The following is a 17,240-nucleotide window of genomic DNA, read 5'->3' as shown; positions in this document are numbered from 1 at the left end:
TTACTTGCGACCGCGCTGTTCGTCCCTGCATTTCTTCGCGTCCTGACCTGGCACACACTTTGTGTGCTTCTCAATCCGGTCTTTACGATCATGTTTTGGTGGTTGCGCTTTTTCAGGAACGGGTACGTTCTCTGGTGCAGCAGGCTGCTGATTGGACGAAGGCGGCGGGTTTCCCGGCACCTCAGGTTCCTGTCCACCCGATTGGGTCGGCATGCCGGGTGTTTGCGCAGACGCTGCAGTCGAGGCGACTGCAAAAACTAACGCGATAATGAACTGTTTCATTGCTCTATCCTCATCGCTGCAAGATGAGTAGATCAACAGTCTCGCTGGAATAATGTTCCGACAGGTGCGATGCACCCACAGAGTCGCTGATGCGGGTTTTAATTGTCAGTGAAGCAAAATGGCGGGCGGATTGCTGGGGCCGCCTCGCTACTTTGCTTCTATTCGAAAAACCGATCAGCGGTTATTTATCAATGCCTGCACAAGGTCGGCTTCCAGATCCTCCGGGTCTTCCAGACCGATAGAGATGCGAATGAGCTGCGCGCCAATGCCCAGATCATTCTTCTGGTCTTCTGGCACAACCGCATGTGTCAGTGAAAACGGATGCTGAATGAGACTTTCCACACTTCCAAGGCTGACAGCGAAGTGGAAATAGCGGGTCGAAGTCAAAATGCTTTCGACGCGTGCAAGGTCACCTGCGACTTCTATGGAGATGACGCAACCGAAATTGATCATCTGATCCGCCGCCAGTTTATGCTGCGGGTGGCTTTCCAGACCGGGATATACAACCTTGGTCAGCCCCAGTTCTTGAGCTCTTTGTTCGAGATGGGTTGCAAGCTTCAGCGCGGTTTCCGATTGCCGGATGCTGCGAATTTCCAAGGTTTTCAGCGAGCGGTGCAAAAGAGCGCAATCGGTCGGCGACATCACGGAACCGAGCGCGTTTTGCAAATATTTGACGCGTTCCGCAAGCCCGGCGGGAGCGTTCGAAGAGACCGCAACCACGCCGCCGAGAAGATCGGAATGCCCGTTCAGCATTTTCGTTGCCGAATGGACGACCACATCAATTCCGTAGTCGATCGGGCGCTGGCCAGCTGGCGAGGAGAAGGTGCTGTCGCAAACCGTGATCGCTCCAGCCTTGTTGCCGAGTTCCGCGACCAGAGAAAGATCAACGATGCGCAGTGTTGGGTTGGATGGTGTTTCAAACCAGAGCAGAGCGGGCTTGTGATCGGCGACGGCCTGGCGAAGAGCGGCTTCGTCGGAAAAATCCACGAAACTGACATTATGCGCCGCCGTGATCGGCTTGACGTCGGCAAGCAGTCGATAGACACCGCCATAGAGATCGTTATGCGCCAATATCGACGATCCCGCCGGGAGCGCTTCAATCAATGTCGCCGCTGCAGCAAGGCCGCTCGGAAAAACGAACGCCGCTTCTGCACCTTCAAGGTCTGCGAGGCAGCGTTCCAGACCATTTCGGGTTGGATTGCCGCTGCGGGTGTAGTCGAAACCTTTGCTCGCTCCAATCCCGTCCTGCACATATGTCGTTGCATGGTAGATCGGAGGGATCACGGCTCCGGTCAAAGGATCTGGTTCCTGACCGATATGGATCGCGCGCGTTGCAAAACCAGCCTGATTGCGGGGAAGGTTCTTGGCCAATTTTCCGTCTTTCTATCGTTGGTCTGTGGTGCCGGTTTTGCGCATCAACCGCTCCCCGGATCGATAATATTTTTTGTGTCCAGCCGAACATCGTTCGTGTTTCAATAAGCGATCAATTCGCTCGTATCCTTCAAATAAAGCGGGTGGCCGGGCGAGCCATTATTTGTAATCTTCAGCGCATGGAGCTTGATATTGTTGTTGCGCAGCGCATTCGTGATGAGCTCGCCATGATGCGCAAACTTCTTGTGCAGTGATCCATAGGCCATCACCACGATTGCTGCATGTTTGGCCTGTTCGAGAATTGTCTGAACATTCTCCTCGGTGCAAGGAACAACACCTTCTTCCAGCAACATTTTTGGATGCGTGGCGCGATAATCCATCACGTTGCATTTTACATAGCGGCTGTAGCCCCAGCGGCGCGTAAACTTCTGCTCTTTGAAAACCGTTGGATCGTCCACATCATAGGCCGCAGTGCTGGGGTTCATGCCGATCCAGAGCACATATCCGTCTTTATCTCCACCGTCCCATTCGCGCGTCAGAAGACGACGGTATCGACCGCATTCGGAAAAGATTGCGTCGCCTCTGATCTCCGGTTTAACCTTCAAGCGAACCTTGCCGCCTGGGTCATGGGATTCGTGATTCATCATCGCTGCGTCTCGAGCTTCCGTGGTCGTCATGTCTTTCTATGGAGGATTTAGCATCCGATGCGCTGAACGCCTAGCGTATTATACTGTGGAAGTAGAATTTGCGACCGGGCCGCTCGCCGACCTCGCCTTTGCAGCAGTGCGAGATATGCAGATGATGAAAGGAAGACAGCGGTAAGCCGCCTTCCTCCCCATGGAGTTGTCAGGCACTGACTGGTTGGCGCGGGCTGCTATTCTTTTGGGATTGAAGAACCGTTTTTGCGCTTCGATTGACAGAATAAACATAATGAAATGCATCGGCTCTGCCACCTATCAGGCATATATCGTGACGGTTCCAGTTCCATCGTTCCGCATCAAGCATTCTCTCGAACTTTGACGATGTGGTTGCAGACCAGAAACTTGCCGCCCCTGTCGGGATCAGAGCTCTTCCCAGGACGGCGAGGCCGCTTCCAGAGTAAATCGCATTGTTCTGTTCTCTTACGAGAAAATCAGGACCATTATCGGTATCCATCAAAATCAAATCATATGCCGCAGGCCGCTGTCGTAACGTCTCCATGACGTCGCCAACCTGAAGTTCAACACGATGATCCCGAATTGGATGGTCGGCCAGATGACCGATGACGGAACGGTTCCATTCGACAATTTCAGGAACGAGTTCACACACGGTTATCTGCGTGTCCTGCGGAACAAAATCGAGCGCTGCTCGAAGCGTGAAACCCATGCCAAGCCCACCGATGAGAATTCTCTTGGGCGTGTGATTTAAGAAGCGCAGTGAACGTTCAGCGAGAACAATCTCCGATTGGAAATTGACGTTCGACATCAATTCCAACCCGTTATATCGAATTTCATAGATATCGCCTCTTTGTCGCAACAATATTTCGTCGCCAGCGTCATTGCCGGCGCGCGCCAACTCAGTCCAGATAGCCATTTAAAAACCCAAACGTTGAAAAGAACGACTGGCCCTGCCAGTGCGAACTAGGTGTTTCGTAGTGATGGGAGTGTCGGGGTCGCTGCAAACTTATGTGTGCAGCAACCCGATGGCATCGTCTGATCTGGCATCCATCATGAGAGGAAATGCCGACACATTCTTCAAACCGTTGGAAATATTGAGCAAGATTTGAAAAATATTCGTCATATCAAAATTCTGGATCACATCCTGATTGCGTAATGGCCTTCTTTTAGTACCAAAGTGGCTTTTTTAATCAAGTGCTCGGGTGAAATGTCGCGCGCAACTGGCATAGCTTCGCCAACGTCTGATCAGAACGCTTCACCGTTATTTTCTTTGATAGGTGATCTGTTCGCCGTCCCGTTCAGAGTCCGTAGGCGCGGATTATCCCGCCTTCATCTATGAAAAGGAACCTCGTTTCAAGGCAACAATGGCTCACCTGCCAGAAAAGATTAGGGCCGCTTAGCTGCGGCCCCGACTGTTCTTTATTTAGCAACGATTGCCTGGATGCCGGCGAGTGCACATTCGGCATCCGTTGCGCCCGACGGTGCGCCGCCGACGCCAATTCCGCCCACTAGCGCATCGCCGATCTTGATCGGCAGCCCGCCCGCCTGGATGACGAAGCGTGAATCCATATCCCGCATGCCGCTATTGGCTGGCTTCGACGCGATAAATTCTGCGAGTTCGCCGGAGTCACGGCCAAGAGCTGCCGCCGTGAACGCTTTTCCTGTGGCGCTGTTGCCAGTGTGCGGGCCGGAAAGATCGGCTTTCAGCAGCACCTTCGTCGATCCATCACGCGCAACAACTGCGACGCTCACATTGTTGCCCTTGGCGACACATGCATCGAGTGCAGCCTGAGCGGCTTTGGTTGCCAGATCGAGCGGCAGATAGGGCGTCGTGGGAAGGGTCTGAGCGAAAGCGGTAGCCGGAGCCAGCGACAGAGCGATAATAGCAAGTTTGCGGATCATGGTCGTTCCTCGGTTTCGATGGGTGTGATCTAACTCTGCCCGCCCTGAAACTGAATCCGTAGCCTTTGCGATCTTATCCGTAGTTCTACGGATTTGCACTTCCTTCGAGCCACAGGCGAGTCATTTCCGCTTGCGATGTGGTGCCTAGTTTTACGCCAATGGCTGCACGGTGACTGTCGATGGTGCGTGGAGATAACCCAAGACCATCCGCAATCTGCCGGGTGGTGAAGCCTTGCGCAATACGGTCCAGCACCTCGCGCTCGCGTGCTGTCAACATATCGAGCAAGGCAAGCGTTTCGGCTCTCAGCGCCTTGCTGCCCAGCTTGTGGTCCAGCAATTGCTGGGCTTTCTGGATCGCATCGATCAGGTCCTGCTCATCGACGGGTTTGGATAGATAATCTACAGCGCCATTGCGAAAAGCGCGGCGACAGGCTTCGATATCGCCGTGGCCGGAAATAATGATCACAGGCCAGTCGATTTCCTGCGCAGCCAAAACCTCCTGCAGTTTAAGGCCCGTCATCACCGGCATACGAATGTCGAAAATCAGGCATCCGGGCGTCAGTCGTGGCAATTGCGCCAGAAATGCAGACGGATCTGCAAAAGTTTTAACCTCGATATCTATGGTCGAGAGTAGAAGGCTGAGGGCCTTTCTGACTGCTGCATCGTCATCGACGAGGTAAACAGGCTGAACCATTAATTTCAACTTTCTCTGTCGGCAGCCATCGGAAGCACCACGCGAAATAGCGCGCCGTGTTCCTGTGGGATATAGGAAATCTCGCCGCCGAAGCGTTCAACGAGACGTTGGCTCAGCGCAAGTCCAAGGCCGGTTCCCTCGGGACGGTTTGTCGTAAACGGCGTGAAAAGGCGAGGCAGCAGCTCGGGCGCGACACCTGGGCCGTTATCCTGAACCTCCAGAACCGCCATGGTTCCTTCCGTTTTAAGCGACGCTGTTACGTGCCGATCACGATCATCGTCGGTGTCACGAAAAGACTCGATGGCATTGCGCAGAAGATTGAACATTACCTGCTCCATTTCCACCGGGTCTACTGCGGCCAACAAAGGGCTTTCAGGCATCAGGAGGTCTAACCCGACACTTTGCCGTTTTGCTTCTGAGGCCAGCAAGGTTTGTACATTTTGCAGTGAAAGGCGCAGGTCGGCTTTGATGTTTTCCCTGCGTTGCGGACGCGACCAGTTGCGCAACCGATCCAGAATGGCCGAAGCGCGGCGCGCCTGATCCACCATATCGTCAAGCGCACTCGCAAGCGCCGTTGTGTTGTTGCGGCTCAACAGGCGGCGTCCGGCCTGCGCCCCAGCGAGAAGCGCCGTCAGCGGCTGCGTCAATTCATGCGCCATGCCGCTTGCCATTTCCCCCATCGTGTTGACGCGCGACGCATGGGCCAGGCGGGCTTCAAGGCCGCTCAGTTCTGCGCGACGCTCCGCATGGCGTGTGCGTTTCATTTGGCGAATGATGACCAGCCCCCCGAAGAAAAGCAGATTTATGAGAATGAGGATCGGGATCAACTGGTCCAGAGGCAGCAGAGCGGCCCATCCCACCTTCATGGCGGTTTCGAAAAGAAGCGGCTGAGAGGCGCTTCCCAATTGCTTGGAAAAGAGCGCTGCGCCAAATGATACTGGGTTGCTGAAAAGAATTGTTCCATCCGGCATCAGAAGACGGCGCGCAACACCGCTACGGCGCCAGAATGCATCGTCCGAGCTGATCAGGGCGTCAGCATTGATCGATAGCGCCAGCCCATCGTGGGGATCGTCGTTATTCGGGCTGCGCTTTATAATCAGGTAATGCCCGGGACGCGCCGCTGGTGTGATCAGTTTCGGAACGCCGCTCGATGAGAGTGCCGCCGCTCGTATGGTTGCGGTCAGCTCCGGTTCCAGCTCTCTTGTGCCGGTAACAGGCGCTGACGGGTCGATCGGCACAAGTTGAATTTCATCGATCCGGGGATAGAAACGTGTGATGGTCGTAGCGACTTCGAGAAACACGTCGTCTTGTGAGAGTTCGGCAGTCCGCACCTTGGATTGCGCAATCGTCGAAAGCGCAGTCAAATGGGCATCATGCTGAACCGCACGTTGAGAAGCTTCACGATGTAACGTGAAACTGGCCGCCTGGAGTTCGGACAACAATTCGGATCGCTGATAGACTGCAAGGCCGCTGATCACCAGAAAATTGAGCAGAAGCCATATGATAAATGGGAGCAAGGCAGAGCGGAACCGCGCCCATATGCTTCCATTATGCAGGTTCATAGTTCCATCCTGATACCGATCGCTATTCCGGCAAAACATATCGATACTGATTTGCTGCGCCAACAGGAAATCGTCCTGCGTTCAGGTTCCAGTCATCTGAGCGAGATTATCAACGGTCATAGGGCTGCTGGTGTTTCGCAATAGCGCTATTCCGGTGGCAGATGGTTTGTTCTGAAAGGATATCTTGATCATGGATTTCATGCGTCGCTCATTTTTGTTGTCCGGTGCGGTGCTGGTGCTTGCGGTATCCGCATGTCAAAAAGAACAAGTCCCGGCTGCGCCCGAAGCTCAGGCTGGAATTTGCAAAAAAGATGTCGCAGAAACCCTCGCTGGCAAGGATAGACTTACCGACGACGCCGCCATGCAGCTGACAGGCGCAACCATCGTCCGCCAAGTGAAGCCCGGCGACCCGGTTACAATGGATTTCAGGCAGGAGCGCATAACTATCGAAACAGACACCACGACCGGCAAAATCAGTCGTGCATATTGCGGCTAGCTGTTTCTCATAGCTGGGAAGCAAATTAACAGCGCAAGAGAAACTTTGCCAATCAGCTAAGTTTTCTCTTGCGCATTGTTCCGATATCTGAATAGTTAGCAATATGGCTAAGCATGATCCAGATCTTTCATTATTGTTCCACGCGTTGGCAGACCCGACACGACGGTCGATCCTGACCCGTTTGGCCGGTGGGCCTACAGCGGTGACGGAATTGGCTGGTCCGACGGGGCTGCGCCTGCCGACGGTGATGCGACACCTTTCCGTGCTGGAAGAGGCTGGTTTGATCGTGTCATCGAAGGATGGACGAATACGTACTTGCGCTATCCGCCCTGAAGCTATGGAGCCAGCGCGCAGTTGGATGGATGAACAGCGCGCCATTTGGGAAGCACGTCTGGATCGGCTGGATGCGTTTGTGATGAATGTGATGGAGGAGCGCAAGAATGACACGGATTGAGAAGCCCGGTAGCATGGGCGTAGCGGCAACAGGTGACAGTCGTTTTGCAACGCTTACCTTTGAGCGGAACGTGGCGGCGCCGGTATCCGTTCTGTGGCAGGCGTGGACCGCTCCCGCCGCGCGGGCGGTCTGGGCTGCGCCAAACTCTGCCGTCGAAGTGGAATTTCTGGAAGCCGACACCCGGATCGGCGGTCGCGAGGTTTCTCTATGCAGGGTGAAAGGTCAGCCCGACATTCGCTGCGAATGTGGCTGGCTCGAATTGCAGCCCGCGTTGCGCAGCGTGAATTATGAAGTGATCTCAAGCGAAAGCGTGAAGCAATCGGCAGCATTGGTTACTGCTACCTTTGCCGATAAGGGCGAACGCAGCAGTGTGGCGGTGACGGTTCAGCTGTCTTCGCTGGCCGGGAATATGGAGGCGGGCTATAGCGAAGGCTTCGGCGCGGGTCTAGACAATCTGGCACAAGCCGCCGAGCGCACCATGGTGTTGCAGAAAATCATACGGGCACCGCGAGCGGTTGTCTGGAAGGCATGGATGAACCCCGAGACGTTGCCGCTTTGGTGGGGGCCGGAAGGTTTTTCGTGTCGCACAAAGAGGATCGATCTTCGTCAGGGCGGCGAATGGGCTTTCGACATGATCGGCCCGGACGGCACAGCCTATCCGAACCACCACCGCTATTGTGAGGTCAGGCCGGAGGAACGGCTGGGCTATACGCTTTTGTGGGGTGAGAACGGGCCGAAACATGCCGATGCATGGGCCGCGTTCGAGGATCAGGACGGGTTTACGAAAGTGACCCTGGGAATGGTCTTCAGTACAGCGGCTGAATTCCAGGATGCCAAGGGCTTCGGAGCGATCGAGCTGGGGATGGAGACACTCGGCAAACTGGATCGTTTTGTCACAACGAAATGAAATTCGCCAGTTCAGCTCTTAAAGCAATTGATGGCGCATTCGTGGGAGGCGGTCGGTCGTCTCTTACGAATGCAGCCCTTTGATCTGTATGCCCACAATTTCTTTGGCCAGGGCAATCCTGTCGGCGTCGGTATCGACGCTTCTGGGTTGATACCAGATCGACAGCCAGTTGATGGCGCCGAGCACGGCCTTGGCCGCTATCGACACGTCGACATGGCGAATGCTGCCGTCCTCGATGCCTTCGCGAATGACCTGCTTGAACAAATCCTCAAACCGGCGTCTGATCGAGATCAGCTCGTTGAGCGTTCTGCGCTGGTCGGGTGTGGTCGCCGCGAGCTTGTGCATGTGAACGCCTTGCACCACCACCGCTTCGAAAGCGACGTTGTTCATCATGGCAAGCGCGTGAGCGGTGAGCATCTCTTCAAGCCGGTACAGGCCTGAGCCATTCAGCGTCATAACCGGCTCAACGGCCTTGAACAGTCGTTCCATGCCTTCGCGGTGCACGTCGAAGAACAAATCCGTCTTGGAAGAATAGTAGTGATAGATACGCCCCTTGGTGGAGCCCATCCTGCGCGCCACATCATCAATGCTTGTGGTCGAAAAGCCTTGTTCCATGAAACACTGGGCGGCTGTTTCCAGGATCACGACATTCCCTGTACTGTCCGTGCGGTTAGATCGGCGGCTGTCAGCCATCTGCTACTCCGATTTATGCGTAGGTAAGCGGCAACCAAGCCTAGCAAATTTCGTAAGGAAAATGCCACTAGACAAAGCGATGTTCAAGTGCATACTACTCAGTATGTTGTTGATTAATGCGACCGCGTTCCATTTTTCAGCGCTTGGAGGACATAAATTTGGAAATACAGCCTAATTCTGCTGCGTCTGCGCTCTCCGCAGACGCGGAAAGCCAGTTCCTCTACTCGGACTGGATCAAGATCGATCAGCAGCTTGTGGATCGGTTTGCGGATGTGATCGACGATCATCAATTCATTCATACAGACCCCGAACGCGCAGCGACTGAAAGTGTGTTCGGTGGCACCATCGCACACGGGTTTCTTGTGCTCGGCCTGTTGACCAAGCTCAGCCGCGAGGTTTTGCCGGAAGTTGCAGCCGGTACGGTTGAAATCAACTATGGCTTCGACAAAGTCCGCTTCCTTGCGCCGGTGAAGGTGGGTTCTTCCATCCGTGGCGTATTCAGTTCCAAATCGGTGCAGCCGAAGGGTAACGGTCAGCTCCAGACTCTTGCAGCGACCGTTGAAATCAAAGACGAAACCAAGCCAGCACTCGCCGCTGACTGGCTCATACTGACAGTAGGTTGAAGATCACATGGCCATTTCTTTTGAAAATCGTGTTGCAATTGTAACGGGTGCGGGCGGCGGGCTTGGGCGCGCTTATGCCCTCGAACTGGCAGCGCGCGGCGCAAAGGTCGTCGTGAACGATTTCGGTGGCAGCCGCGACGGCACCGGGGGGGCATCGGAGGCAGCCGAAAAGGTCGTTGCGGAAATTCGATCCAAGGGCGGTGTCGCCATTGCCGACGCTGGCAACGTCACGAAGTTCGAAGACATGCAGGCGCTGGCGAAGCGCACGGTCGAAGAATTCGGTCGCATCGATATTCTCATCAACAATGCCGGGATCTTGCGCGACAAGAGCTTCGCGAAGATGGATATGGCCGATTTTCGCGCCGTGGTTGACGTGCATCTTATTGGCTCGGCCAATGCCAGCCGGGCGGTGTGGGACGTCATGAAAGGCCAGAACTATGGCCGCATCCTGATGACGACCTCTACGTCTGGCGTTTATGGGAATTTCGGCCAGTCCAACTATGGTGCGGCCAAGGCAGGCCTCGTCGGCCTGATGAATGTGTTGCATTTTGAAGGCGACAAATACGACATTCATGTCAATGCGATTGCCCCGACTGCTGCAACGCGCATGACCGGCGATGTGCTGGATGACGAGATGCTGGTGCGCCTCGCACCCGAAAACGTCGTTCCGGCTGCTCTCTTCCTCGTCAGTGAACAGGCGCCAAGCCGCACTGTGCTTCTGGCTGGTGCGGGAACTGTGGCCCGTATGGCGATTGTGGAAAGTGAAGGCGTTTATCTGCCGAAAGGCGAGCGGACACCGGAAGCCGTTGCGGCTGCTTTCTCAAAGATCGATGACATGACTAATTTCATCGAGACGGATGCCGGTTTGGCGCATGTGGACCGCATCATCGCGACGTCCCGCGCCAATGAGGTTATCGAATGACGGCGTCAAAACCCCGACCGAAGGCTGAACCCCGGTCAGCCTATCGGGAGTTCTACGATATGCAGACGCGCTGGAGCGACATGGACATTTACGGCCACGTCAACAATGTCGTCTATATGCAATATTGCGATGCGGCATTGAACCGGTCGCTGATTGCGTCTGGTGCTCTGGAGTTGAACGGCTCTACACCCATTGGTATCGTTGCGCGCAATTCAACGAATTATTTCTCCGAAATTTCCTATCCTGACAATGTCGTTGTCGGGGTTCGCGTCGAGCATATCGGCAATACCAGTCTGCTGTGGGGTTTTGGCATCTTCAAGGATGACGAAGAGTTGACCGCCGCTGTAAGTGAATATGTGCATGTCTATGTAGACCGAGACACGCGACGGCCGGTTCCGCTGACTCCGGAATTGAAAGAATTGGCCGACAGGCTTTACGTTTCGGCGTCAGTGGAGGAGTTTTGATGAGAGAAGCTGTCATAGTATCAACTGCGCGCACACCGATTGGCAAAGCCTATCGCGGAGCCTTTAACGACACGTCTTCGCCAGCGCTGGCGGGTCACGCGATTGCCGCTGCGGTTGAGCGCGCGGGCATTGATGGCGCGGAAGTAGAGGATGTGGTTCTTGGTGCTGCGCTTCAGCAAGGCACGACCCACATGAATATCGCCCGCACGTCCTTGTTGCGGGCTGGCCTTCCGGTTTCAGTTCCGGGTCAGTCTATGGATCGTCAATGCGCGTCGGGGCTGATGGCTATCGCAACAGCAGCCAAGCAGATCACCGGCGATGGTATGACGATTGCTATTGGCGGTGGTGTGGAGCAGATTTCACTCGTGCAGAACGAGCATATGAATGTCTATCGCTGGCGTGATCCCTGGCTGACGGAGCATCTGCCCGCCACCTATATGAGCATGATTGAGACGGCGGAGATCGTTTCAGCGCGTTATGGTATATCGCGTGAGGCGCAGGATGAATATGCGCTGCAATCGCAGCAACGCACCGCGGCTGCACAGGCCGCAGGCCGCCTGAACGCCGAGATTGTCCCGATCCAGTCCACCATGCTGGTCAAGGACAAGGCCACGGGCGAGGTCTCCGCAAAAAGCGTTGAGCTGGCCATGGACGAAGGCAATCGCCCCGAAACCACACTGGAAGGTTTGCGCGGGTTGAAGCCGGTCTTTTCCGGGGGGCAGACAATAGCGCAGGGTGGCTTTATTACCGCTGGCAACGCCTCGCAATTGTCTGATGGTGCTTCGGCATCTGTTTTGATGGAAGCAAAGGAAGCGGAAAAGCGGGGCCTATCTCCGCTTGGTATTTATCGCGGAATGGCGGTCGCCGGATGCGAACCTGACGAGATGGGTATCGGCCCGGTTTATGCCGTACCGAAACTGCTAAAACAGCATGGCCTGACGGTCGATGATATCGATCTGTGGGAACTGAACGAAGCCTTTGCGGCACAGGTGCTTTATTGCCGCGACAAGCTTGGTATCGACAATGAAAAACTGAACGTAAGTGGCGGCGCTATTTCGATTGGCCATCCTTATGGAATGTCGGGCGCGCGTATGACCGGGCATGCCCTCATCGAAGGCAAGCGGCGCAATGGACGTTACGTGGTGGTGACCATGTGCGTTGGCGGCGGCATGGGCGCTGCGGGCCTGTTCGAAATTTGCTGATAGATACGAAAAAGGCCGGTCAAACCGGCCTTTTTCATGATGTTACCAGCGGCGCTATCAATAAGCGGCTTTATAAATCGCCAAGGCATCCGCCTCAGTGACCTTGCGCGGATTGTTGACCAGAAGCCGCGTCTGTTTCATTGCGTCGCGCGCAAGCAGGGGCAGATCGTCTTCCGTAATATTCACTTCGCGCAATGTCTGCGGCACGCCGAGCTCACGGCTGAGATCCGCCAGTTTTTCGACAAAGGCTTCAGCACGTTTTTCTGCCGACACGGTGCTCAGTTCCGGGAAAACGTCTGCTGCAATTTCCGCATAAATGTGGCTGGCTTCCGGCAAGTTGAAGCGCAATACATGCGCAAGCACGAGCGCGTTGGACAAGCCGTGCGGCACATGGAAATGCCCGCCAATCGGGTATGCGAGTGCATGCACAGCAGCAACCGGAGAATTGGCAAAGGCCTGACCGGCAAGCAACGATCCGAGCAACATAGCGGCGCGTGCGTCGCGGTTGCCGCCCTCAAAGACCGCAGTGCGAATATTGGCGCCGAGCAGTTGCAGGGCGTTGCGCGCCAGCGAACGCGACAAAGGATTGTTGTTGGCCGAAGCTGAAGCATAAGCCTCGATGGCATGGACCATCGCATCGATGCCGGTGGCAGCGGTTACCGCTGCTGGCAAGCCGACAGTCAAATCCGCATCCAGGATTGCCATGTCAGGCAATAGCAGCGGGGAGACAACGCCCTTCTTCTCCGATGCTCCCGTGGTGATGATTGATATCGGTGTGACTTCCGATCCCGTGCCCGCCGTCGTTGGTACCAACACGAGCGGCAGGCGTGGCCCGCGCGCGATGTTCACGCCGTAAATGTCGTTCAGCGTTTCACCGCTTTTTGCCAACAGGGCGGCAACCTTTGCAACATCCATTGATGAGCCACCGCCGATGGCGAGAACGCCAGTCGCTTCGTGGGCGACGATCTGGTCTTTCAGCGCGAGAACATTGCTTTCCGGCGGGTCGGCCTGCACATCATCGAAGATCGAGATGGCAATGCCCGCCTGCTCCAAGGCGTTTGTGGCCGGGGTCAGCAGTCCGAGCTTACGCAATCCCTTGTCGGTGACGATAACAACGCGCTTGCCCAATAGGTGTCCGGCAATATCGACAATCTTCGCCAGCCCGCCGGTTTGCAGCACGATGGATGGCGTTGTGTTGAAGATGAAATTTTCCATGATGTCCAGGTCTTTCGATTTTGATAGATCAACTCGCGCGCTTCACCTTGAGCTCGCGATCAATCGTATCTCCGGTAATGCCTTCGCTGCGTAGTACATGTTTCTGAATTTTACCGCTCGAGGTTTTTGGAAGAGATTCCAAAATTCGTACATAGCGCGGCACCATGAAGCGGGGCAGACGACCTGCGAGAAACTCCAGCAGTTCCCCCGCAACGATTTCCTGCCCTTCGACAGGGGTTACGGCGATCAGAACTTCATCCTCACTCAGTTCACTCGGGACTGCGATAGCTGCGCATTCCTTGACGGTGTCGTGGAAAAGCACTTCGGCCTCCAAAGCGAAGGACGAGATATTTTCACCGCGCCGCCGGATGACGTCTTTCAGGCGATCCACGAAGAAATAGACACCGTTTTCATCCTTGCGAAAGCTGTCTCCAGTGTGAAACCAGCCATTGCGCATGGCTTCGACGGTAGCTTTCGGATTGTTGTAATAACCTTTCATCAACGCCCAGGGGCGGTCGGAGCGGATGACCAGTTCACCAGCCGTGCCATCCGGCACTTCGATGTCGTTTTCGTCAACTACGCGCAGCTGATACCAGGGGCGCGGCTTTCCGGCGATTCCCTTTTGCGTGATGCCGGGTCCAGCAACAAGCGGGCTGGCGATTTCGGTCATGTTGTAGATGGTCCATGCCTCGACGCCGAATCTTTCCGCAAATAATGGGCCATCCTCGCCGAACGGGGTAATGAAGGCGCGCCGCAGCGGGTGGTTGCGATCATCCGATGAAACCGGCTGTTTCAGAAGGAAACTCGCCATGACGCCCAGCAACAGGCAATAGGTCGAGTTCGTATCCCGAACGGCCTGCCAGAAATGCTGGGTTTTGAACTCGCGCATCATACCGATGGAAAGGCCACGCGCCAGCATCGCATAGACATAAAGGGTGGAGCCGCAATGGAAGATCGGACCGCAGATCATGCAGCGATCCGTTTCATCGACGCAGTCAAAGGCGTCCGGGCCCATCGTATAAAGCTGCACATAAGAGGTTACGACGCCCTTGGCGTTGCCCGTCGTACCCGAGGTGTACATGATGGCAAGCGTGTCCCACGGCTCAATCGGCTTGTCGAGAACAAGTTCGGTTTCGCTGACTGTTTCCACGTCAGACAAAGGCAGAATTTCCACACCATCGACTGCACAGCTAACAGAGCCTTCGACCACCAGAACCTTGCGCAGTTTGCCGGGTGCGACATCCAGCAATCGTTCCACCAGATCGGCGTGGGCGATCATCAACGGTGCATCCGCATCGTCCAGAATATGTTCCAGAGGGCGACCGAGTGCTGCGGTGTTGATTGGCACATAGACTGCACCGATATAGTTGATCGCGAACCAGGTGGTGAGCAGATCCGGGCCGTTGCCCATAAAACAAAGCACGTGATCGCCGCGTTTTACGCCATGGGATTGCAGCGTTGCCGCGCGCTGGCGAACTCGGTCGCGGGTCGTCTTGTAATCCCACTCCGTCGACGGCCAAAAATGCACGAATGGTGCCGTGGGGCGCTCGGCTGCATATTGATCGAGAAGATATCGCAACACGGAATGGTTACGGTTGAGCGCGCGCTGGTCTGGCGTCATGTTCTGAATTCCTCCTACCCGGCCACAACTAAACCTTCAAAAGAGGGCAGTTGCAAACCTGTTTGGAATATGCAACATACTCGGTAGTATGTCAAAGCGAAAACATCTGGGAGGATGGAAATGGCCATAGTCGATATCAAGCGCGAGGGACCGATTGCGGTGGCGCGCTATGACCGTGGCGGCAAGGCCAATGCTCTCAATGAAGAATCGATCAAGGCGCTTATCCAGGCAGCGGACGAGTTATCGGCGGATGACAGTGTTCAGGTCGTTATCATCGCCGGAACCGAAAGCCGCTTTTCCGGCGGCGTCGATTTGAAGGACGAGAACCTGTGGCGCACCAGTGCGGGCGCCGTTGCACGCCACACGGCCATGTCGCTCGGCGGCGTCATGTGCGATCGGTGGCGGTTGTTGCCGCAGATCACCATTGCAGCGGTTGAAGGTCCGGCAGTTGGTGGTGGCGGCATCCTGGCCTTGGCAGCAGATTTCCGCGTTATGGCGGACGGAGCATTCTTTCAGTTTCCGGAAGTCCGTCTGGGCATGACGCTGGGTTGGGGCGGGCTGCCCCTCCTGTCATCGCTAATCGGTCCGACGCGCGCCAAGCGGGCGCTCTTCGCCAATGAACGGATCGGCGAGCAGGACGCGCTCAATCTGGGGCTTTGTGACAAGATTGCCCCTGCGGGCGGCGCGGTCGAAACCGCCAAACTCTTCGCGCAGACCATCGCTGAATGTCCACCCTTGGCCTTGCGGATGACGAAAAGAGCCATTGATCAAGAACACCGCGCCAACTGGGCTGCGCCTTATGAAGCCGACCAGTTTTATCTGGCGAGACTGATTGCGGAAAGCAGCAGCCAGTCGGGCTGACACCGTTGTAATTTGGGAGGAGGAAAACATGAAAATGAAATCAATGATGCTTTCGGGTGTGTTTGCCACCATGATGCTCGCAAGTCCGGCTTTGGCAGAACCGGTTCGGCTGGGCGTGCTGACGGATATGTCCGGCATGAACTTCGACCTGGCAGGCGAAGGTTCGGTCGTGGCCGCAAAAATGGCGGTGGAGGATTTCGGCGGAAAGCTGAATGGGGAGCCCATCGAGGTCATCGTCGGCGACCATCAGAACAAGCCGGATATCGGTTCGACGCTGGCGCGCAGCTGGATCGACGAGAAGAACGTCAAAGCCATTATCGACGTGCCGACATCATCGGTCGCCATGGCGGTTCAAGAGATCACGCGTGACAAGGACATAGCGTTTCTGGCGTCCACGGCAGGTTCCTCGGACCTGACCGGCAAAGCCTGTTCGCCAACGACGGCGCAATGGACCTGGGACACCTATTCGCTCGCCAATGGCACCGGTCGCGCCATGACGCAGGAGGGGGGCAAGAAGTGGTACTTCATTACCGTTGACTATACCTTCGGCCATGCGCTGGAACGCGATACAGCGGAAGCCGTCAAGGCAAGCGGTGGCGAAGTGGTGGGCGCGGTGCGTCATCCGCGTGAAACCACTGATTTTTCCTCCTTCCTGCTACAGGCGCAAGCATCGGGTGCCGATGTGATAGCGCTTGCAAATTCGTCGGGCGATACGATGACCGCCCTCAAGCAAGCCAGTGAATATGGCATTACCCAGGGCGGCCAGAAGATCGCAGGCATGTTACTGTTTCTCTCCGACGTTCATAGCGTTGGTCTCGAAACTGCAAAAGGCCTAACACTGACCACCGGCTTTTACTGGGATTATGATGACCAGACCCGTGCCTGGTCGAAGCGTTTCGGGGAACGGATGAACGGTAAAATGCCGACGATGGTTCATGCAGGCGTTTATTCGTCTGTCATGAATTACCTCAAGGCGTCCGAAGCGGCAAAATCCACCAGCGGCAAGGCCGTGCTCGACAAGATGCGCACGATGGATATCAACGACTTCTTCGCCCGCAATGCAAAGCTGCGCGCCGACGGTCGTATGGTTCACGACATGTATCTCGTTCAGGTCAAGTCACCTGAGGAATCCAAAGGTCCGTGGGACTATTACAAAGTTCTGCGCACCATCCCCGGTGACGAGGCATTCCGTCCGCTCGACAAGGGCGGCTGCCCGCTTGTGACGCAGTAAAGAGGCTTTTTGGATGACAGCTTCGACTGGCAATGTGACGGCTCTGCGTGAAGCAGGGCCGGCGACCTCGACTTCTCTATCGCG

The 17,240-nt window shown here is 55.7% G+C and carries 19 protein-coding genes; 9 read left to right on the top strand and 10 right to left on the bottom strand.

Going from position 1 to position 17,240, the window contains the following annotated elements:
* The 7 genes from D8666_RS18290 to D8666_RS18260 form a co-directional block, all read right to left on the bottom strand.
* The gene (locus D8666_RS18290) at positions 1 to 282 is read right to left on the bottom strand and encodes a hypothetical protein (RefSeq protein ID WP_121538925.1); all 282 of its coding nucleotides are present in this window, start codon (positions 280 to 282) and stop codon (positions 1 to 3) included.
* Between the two features lie 174 nt (positions 283 to 456).
* The gene (locus tag D8666_RS18285; RefSeq protein ID WP_121538924.1) at positions 457 to 1,653 is read right to left on the bottom strand and encodes a trans-sulfuration enzyme family protein; all 1,197 of its coding nucleotides are present in this window, start codon (positions 1,651 to 1,653) and stop codon (positions 457 to 459) included.
* A gap of 101 nt (positions 1,654 to 1,754) precedes the next feature.
* Complete coding sequence (locus tag D8666_RS18280) at positions 1,755 to 2,330, bottom strand: DUF1643 domain-containing protein (RefSeq protein ID WP_235859006.1); 576 nt, start codon at positions 2,328 to 2,330, stop codon at positions 1,755 to 1,757.
* Between the two features lie 169 nt (positions 2,331 to 2,499).
* Entirely contained in the window at positions 2,500 to 3,225 is a 726-nt protein-coding gene (locus D8666_RS18275) for a spermine/spermidine synthase domain-containing protein (RefSeq protein ID WP_121538923.1), read from the bottom strand.
* 503 nt (positions 3,226 to 3,728) lie between these two features.
* Positions 3,729 to 4,211, bottom strand: coding sequence for a GlcG/HbpS family heme-binding protein (locus tag D8666_RS18270; protein WP_109365913.1), 483 nt, complete (start codon positions 4,209 to 4,211; stop codon positions 3,729 to 3,731).
* Between the two features lie 85 nt (positions 4,212 to 4,296).
* A complete protein-coding gene (locus D8666_RS18265; protein ID WP_121538922.1) occupies positions 4,297 to 4,905 on the bottom strand; it encodes a response regulator transcription factor in 609 nt (202 codons plus the stop codon).
* A gap of 5 nt (positions 4,906 to 4,910) precedes the next feature.
* Complete coding sequence (locus tag D8666_RS18260) at positions 4,911 to 6,467, bottom strand: sensor histidine kinase (protein WP_121538921.1); 1,557 nt, start codon at positions 6,465 to 6,467, stop codon at positions 4,911 to 4,913.
* Between the two features lie 190 nt (positions 6,468 to 6,657).
* Between D8666_RS18260 and D8666_RS18255 the strand changes: the two genes are divergently transcribed.
* From D8666_RS18255 to D8666_RS18245, 3 genes are all read left to right on the top strand, one after another.
* Positions 6,658 to 6,963: an I78 family peptidase inhibitor gene (locus tag D8666_RS18255; RefSeq protein ID WP_235859005.1), complete on the top strand. Its 306-nt coding sequence runs from the start codon at positions 6,658 to 6,660 to the stop codon at positions 6,961 to 6,963.
* A gap of 103 nt (positions 6,964 to 7,066) precedes the next feature.
* A complete protein-coding gene (locus tag D8666_RS18250; protein ID WP_121538920.1) occupies positions 7,067 to 7,417 on the top strand; it encodes an ArsR/SmtB family transcription factor in 351 nt (116 codons plus the stop codon).
* Entirely contained in the window at positions 7,404 to 8,324 is a 921-nt protein-coding gene (locus D8666_RS18245; RefSeq protein WP_121538919.1) for an SRPBCC family protein, read from the top strand. The genes D8666_RS18250 and D8666_RS18245 overlap by 14 nt, the downstream gene beginning before the upstream one ends.
* A gap of 63 nt (positions 8,325 to 8,387) precedes the next feature.
* Here the strand turns inward: D8666_RS18245 and D8666_RS18240 are convergent, their stop codons facing one another.
* Positions 8,388 to 9,017, bottom strand: coding sequence for a TetR/AcrR family transcriptional regulator (locus D8666_RS18240; protein WP_109365918.1), 630 nt, complete (start codon positions 9,015 to 9,017; stop codon positions 8,388 to 8,390).
* Positions 9,018 to 9,181: 164 nt separating this feature from the next.
* Here D8666_RS18240 and D8666_RS18235 point away from each other — a divergent pair, with 164 nt between their 5' ends.
* Genes D8666_RS18235 through D8666_RS18220 form a run of 4 tightly spaced genes read left to right on the top strand, consistent with a single transcriptional unit; the run spans position 9,182 to position 12,228 of the window.
* Positions 9,182 to 9,640 (top strand): MaoC family dehydratase, encoded by a 459-nt coding sequence (locus D8666_RS18235; RefSeq protein ID WP_121538987.1) that lies wholly within the window; start codon positions 9,182 to 9,184, stop codon positions 9,638 to 9,640.
* Between the two features lie 7 nt (positions 9,641 to 9,647).
* Positions 9,648 to 10,562, top strand: a complete 915-nt coding sequence (locus tag D8666_RS18230; RefSeq protein ID WP_121538918.1) for an SDR family NAD(P)-dependent oxidoreductase — start codon at positions 9,648 to 9,650, stop codon at positions 10,560 to 10,562.
* Positions 10,559 to 11,026 carry an acyl-CoA thioesterase gene (locus tag D8666_RS18225; RefSeq protein ID WP_094513360.1) on the top strand — a complete coding sequence of 156 codons (468 nt, stop codon included), beginning with the start codon at positions 10,559 to 10,561 and terminating at the stop codon, positions 11,024 to 11,026. Before D8666_RS18230 ends, D8666_RS18225 begins: the two co-directional genes overlap by 4 nt.
* Positions 11,026 to 12,228, top strand: a complete 1,203-nt coding sequence (locus tag D8666_RS18220; protein ID WP_121538917.1) for an acetyl-CoA C-acyltransferase — start codon at positions 11,026 to 11,028, stop codon at positions 12,226 to 12,228. Before D8666_RS18225 ends, D8666_RS18220 begins: the two co-directional genes overlap by 1 nt.
* A gap of 57 nt (positions 12,229 to 12,285) precedes the next feature.
* On the opposite strand, the gene D8666_RS18215 is transcribed toward D8666_RS18220, so the two are convergent.
* Both D8666_RS18215 and D8666_RS18210 read right to left on the bottom strand, forming a co-directional pair.
* Positions 12,286 to 13,443 (bottom strand): iron-containing alcohol dehydrogenase, encoded by a 1,158-nt coding sequence (locus D8666_RS18215; protein WP_121538916.1) that lies wholly within the window; start codon positions 13,441 to 13,443, stop codon positions 12,286 to 12,288.
* Positions 13,444 to 13,471: 28 nt separating this feature from the next.
* The gene (locus D8666_RS18210; protein ID WP_121538915.1) at positions 13,472 to 15,064 is read right to left on the bottom strand and encodes an AMP-binding protein; all 1,593 of its coding nucleotides are present in this window, start codon (positions 15,062 to 15,064) and stop codon (positions 13,472 to 13,474) included.
* 120 nt (positions 15,065 to 15,184) lie between these two features.
* Here D8666_RS18210 and D8666_RS18205 point away from each other — a divergent pair, with 120 nt between their 5' ends.
* The gene (locus D8666_RS18205) at positions 15,185 to 15,925 is read left to right on the top strand and encodes an enoyl-CoA hydratase/isomerase family protein (protein ID WP_121538914.1); all 741 of its coding nucleotides are present in this window, start codon (positions 15,185 to 15,187) and stop codon (positions 15,923 to 15,925) included.
* 28 nt (positions 15,926 to 15,953) lie between these two features.
* Complete coding sequence (locus tag D8666_RS18200; RefSeq protein WP_121538913.1) at positions 15,954 to 17,156, top strand: ABC transporter substrate-binding protein; 1,203 nt, start codon at positions 15,954 to 15,956, stop codon at positions 17,154 to 17,156.
* Positions 17,157 to 17,240 lie beyond the last annotated feature (84 nt).

Origin of the sequence: Ochrobactrum soli, assembly GCF_003664555.1 — a bacterium.
Taxonomy (GTDB): Bacteria; Pseudomonadota; Alphaproteobacteria; order Rhizobiales; family Rhizobiaceae; genus Brucella; species Brucella teleogrylli.
The sequence above is the reverse complement of the archived record's forward strand: the minus strand, read 5'-3'. Positions and strand labels throughout refer to the sequence as shown.

Bases quoted from the DNA above. Each gene is read 5' to 3' on its own strand.
- D8666_RS18270 (WP_109365913.1), bottom strand. From the start codon at position 4,211: ATGATCCGCAAACTTGCTATTATCGCTCTGTCGCTGGCTCCGGCTACC.
- D8666_RS18230 (WP_121538918.1), top strand. From the start codon at position 9,648: ATGGCCATTTCTTTTGAAAATCGTGTTGCAATTGTAACGGGTGCGGGC.
- D8666_RS18200 (WP_121538913.1), top strand. From the start codon at position 15,954: ATGAAAATGAAATCAATGATGCTTTCGGGTGTGTTTGCCACCATGATG.
- D8666_RS18275 (WP_121538923.1), bottom strand. From the start codon at position 3,225: ATGGCTATCTGGACTGAGTTGGCGCGCGCCGGCAATGACGCTGGCGAC.
- D8666_RS18225 (WP_094513360.1), top strand. From the start codon at position 10,559: ATGACGGCGTCAAAACCCCGACCGAAGGCTGAACCCCGGTCAGCCTAT.
- D8666_RS18240 (WP_109365918.1), bottom strand. From the start codon at position 9,017: ATGGCTGACAGCCGCCGATCTAACCGCACGGACAGTACAGGGAATGTC.
- D8666_RS18260 (WP_121538921.1), bottom strand. From the start codon at position 6,467: ATGAACCTGCATAATGGAAGCATATGGGCGCGGTTCCGCTCTGCCTTG.
- D8666_RS18215 (WP_121538916.1), bottom strand. From the start codon at position 13,443: ATGGAAAATTTCATCTTCAACACAACGCCATCCATCGTGCTGCAAACC.
- D8666_RS18220 (WP_121538917.1), top strand. From the start codon at position 11,026: ATGAGAGAAGCTGTCATAGTATCAACTGCGCGCACACCGATTGGCAAA.
- D8666_RS18210 (WP_121538915.1), bottom strand. From the start codon at position 15,064: ATGACGCCAGACCAGCGCGCGCTCAACCGTAACCATTCCGTGTTGCGA.
- D8666_RS18290 (WP_121538925.1), bottom strand. From the start codon at position 282: ATGAAACAGTTCATTATCGCGTTAGTTTTTGCAGTCGCCTCGACTGCA.
- D8666_RS18250 (WP_121538920.1), top strand. From the start codon at position 7,067: ATGGCTAAGCATGATCCAGATCTTTCATTATTGTTCCACGCGTTGGCA.
- D8666_RS18245 (WP_121538919.1), top strand. From the start codon at position 7,404: ATGACACGGATTGAGAAGCCCGGTAGCATGGGCGTAGCGGCAACAGGT.
- D8666_RS18255 (WP_235859005.1), top strand. From the start codon at position 6,658: ATGGATTTCATGCGTCGCTCATTTTTGTTGTCCGGTGCGGTGCTGGTG.
- D8666_RS18205 (WP_121538914.1), top strand. From the start codon at position 15,185: ATGGCCATAGTCGATATCAAGCGCGAGGGACCGATTGCGGTGGCGCGC.
- D8666_RS18280 (WP_235859006.1), bottom strand. From the start codon at position 2,330: ATGACGACCACGGAAGCTCGAGACGCAGCGATGATGAATCACGAATCC.
- D8666_RS18265 (WP_121538922.1), bottom strand. From the start codon at position 4,905: ATGGTTCAGCCTGTTTACCTCGTCGATGACGATGCAGCAGTCAGAAAG.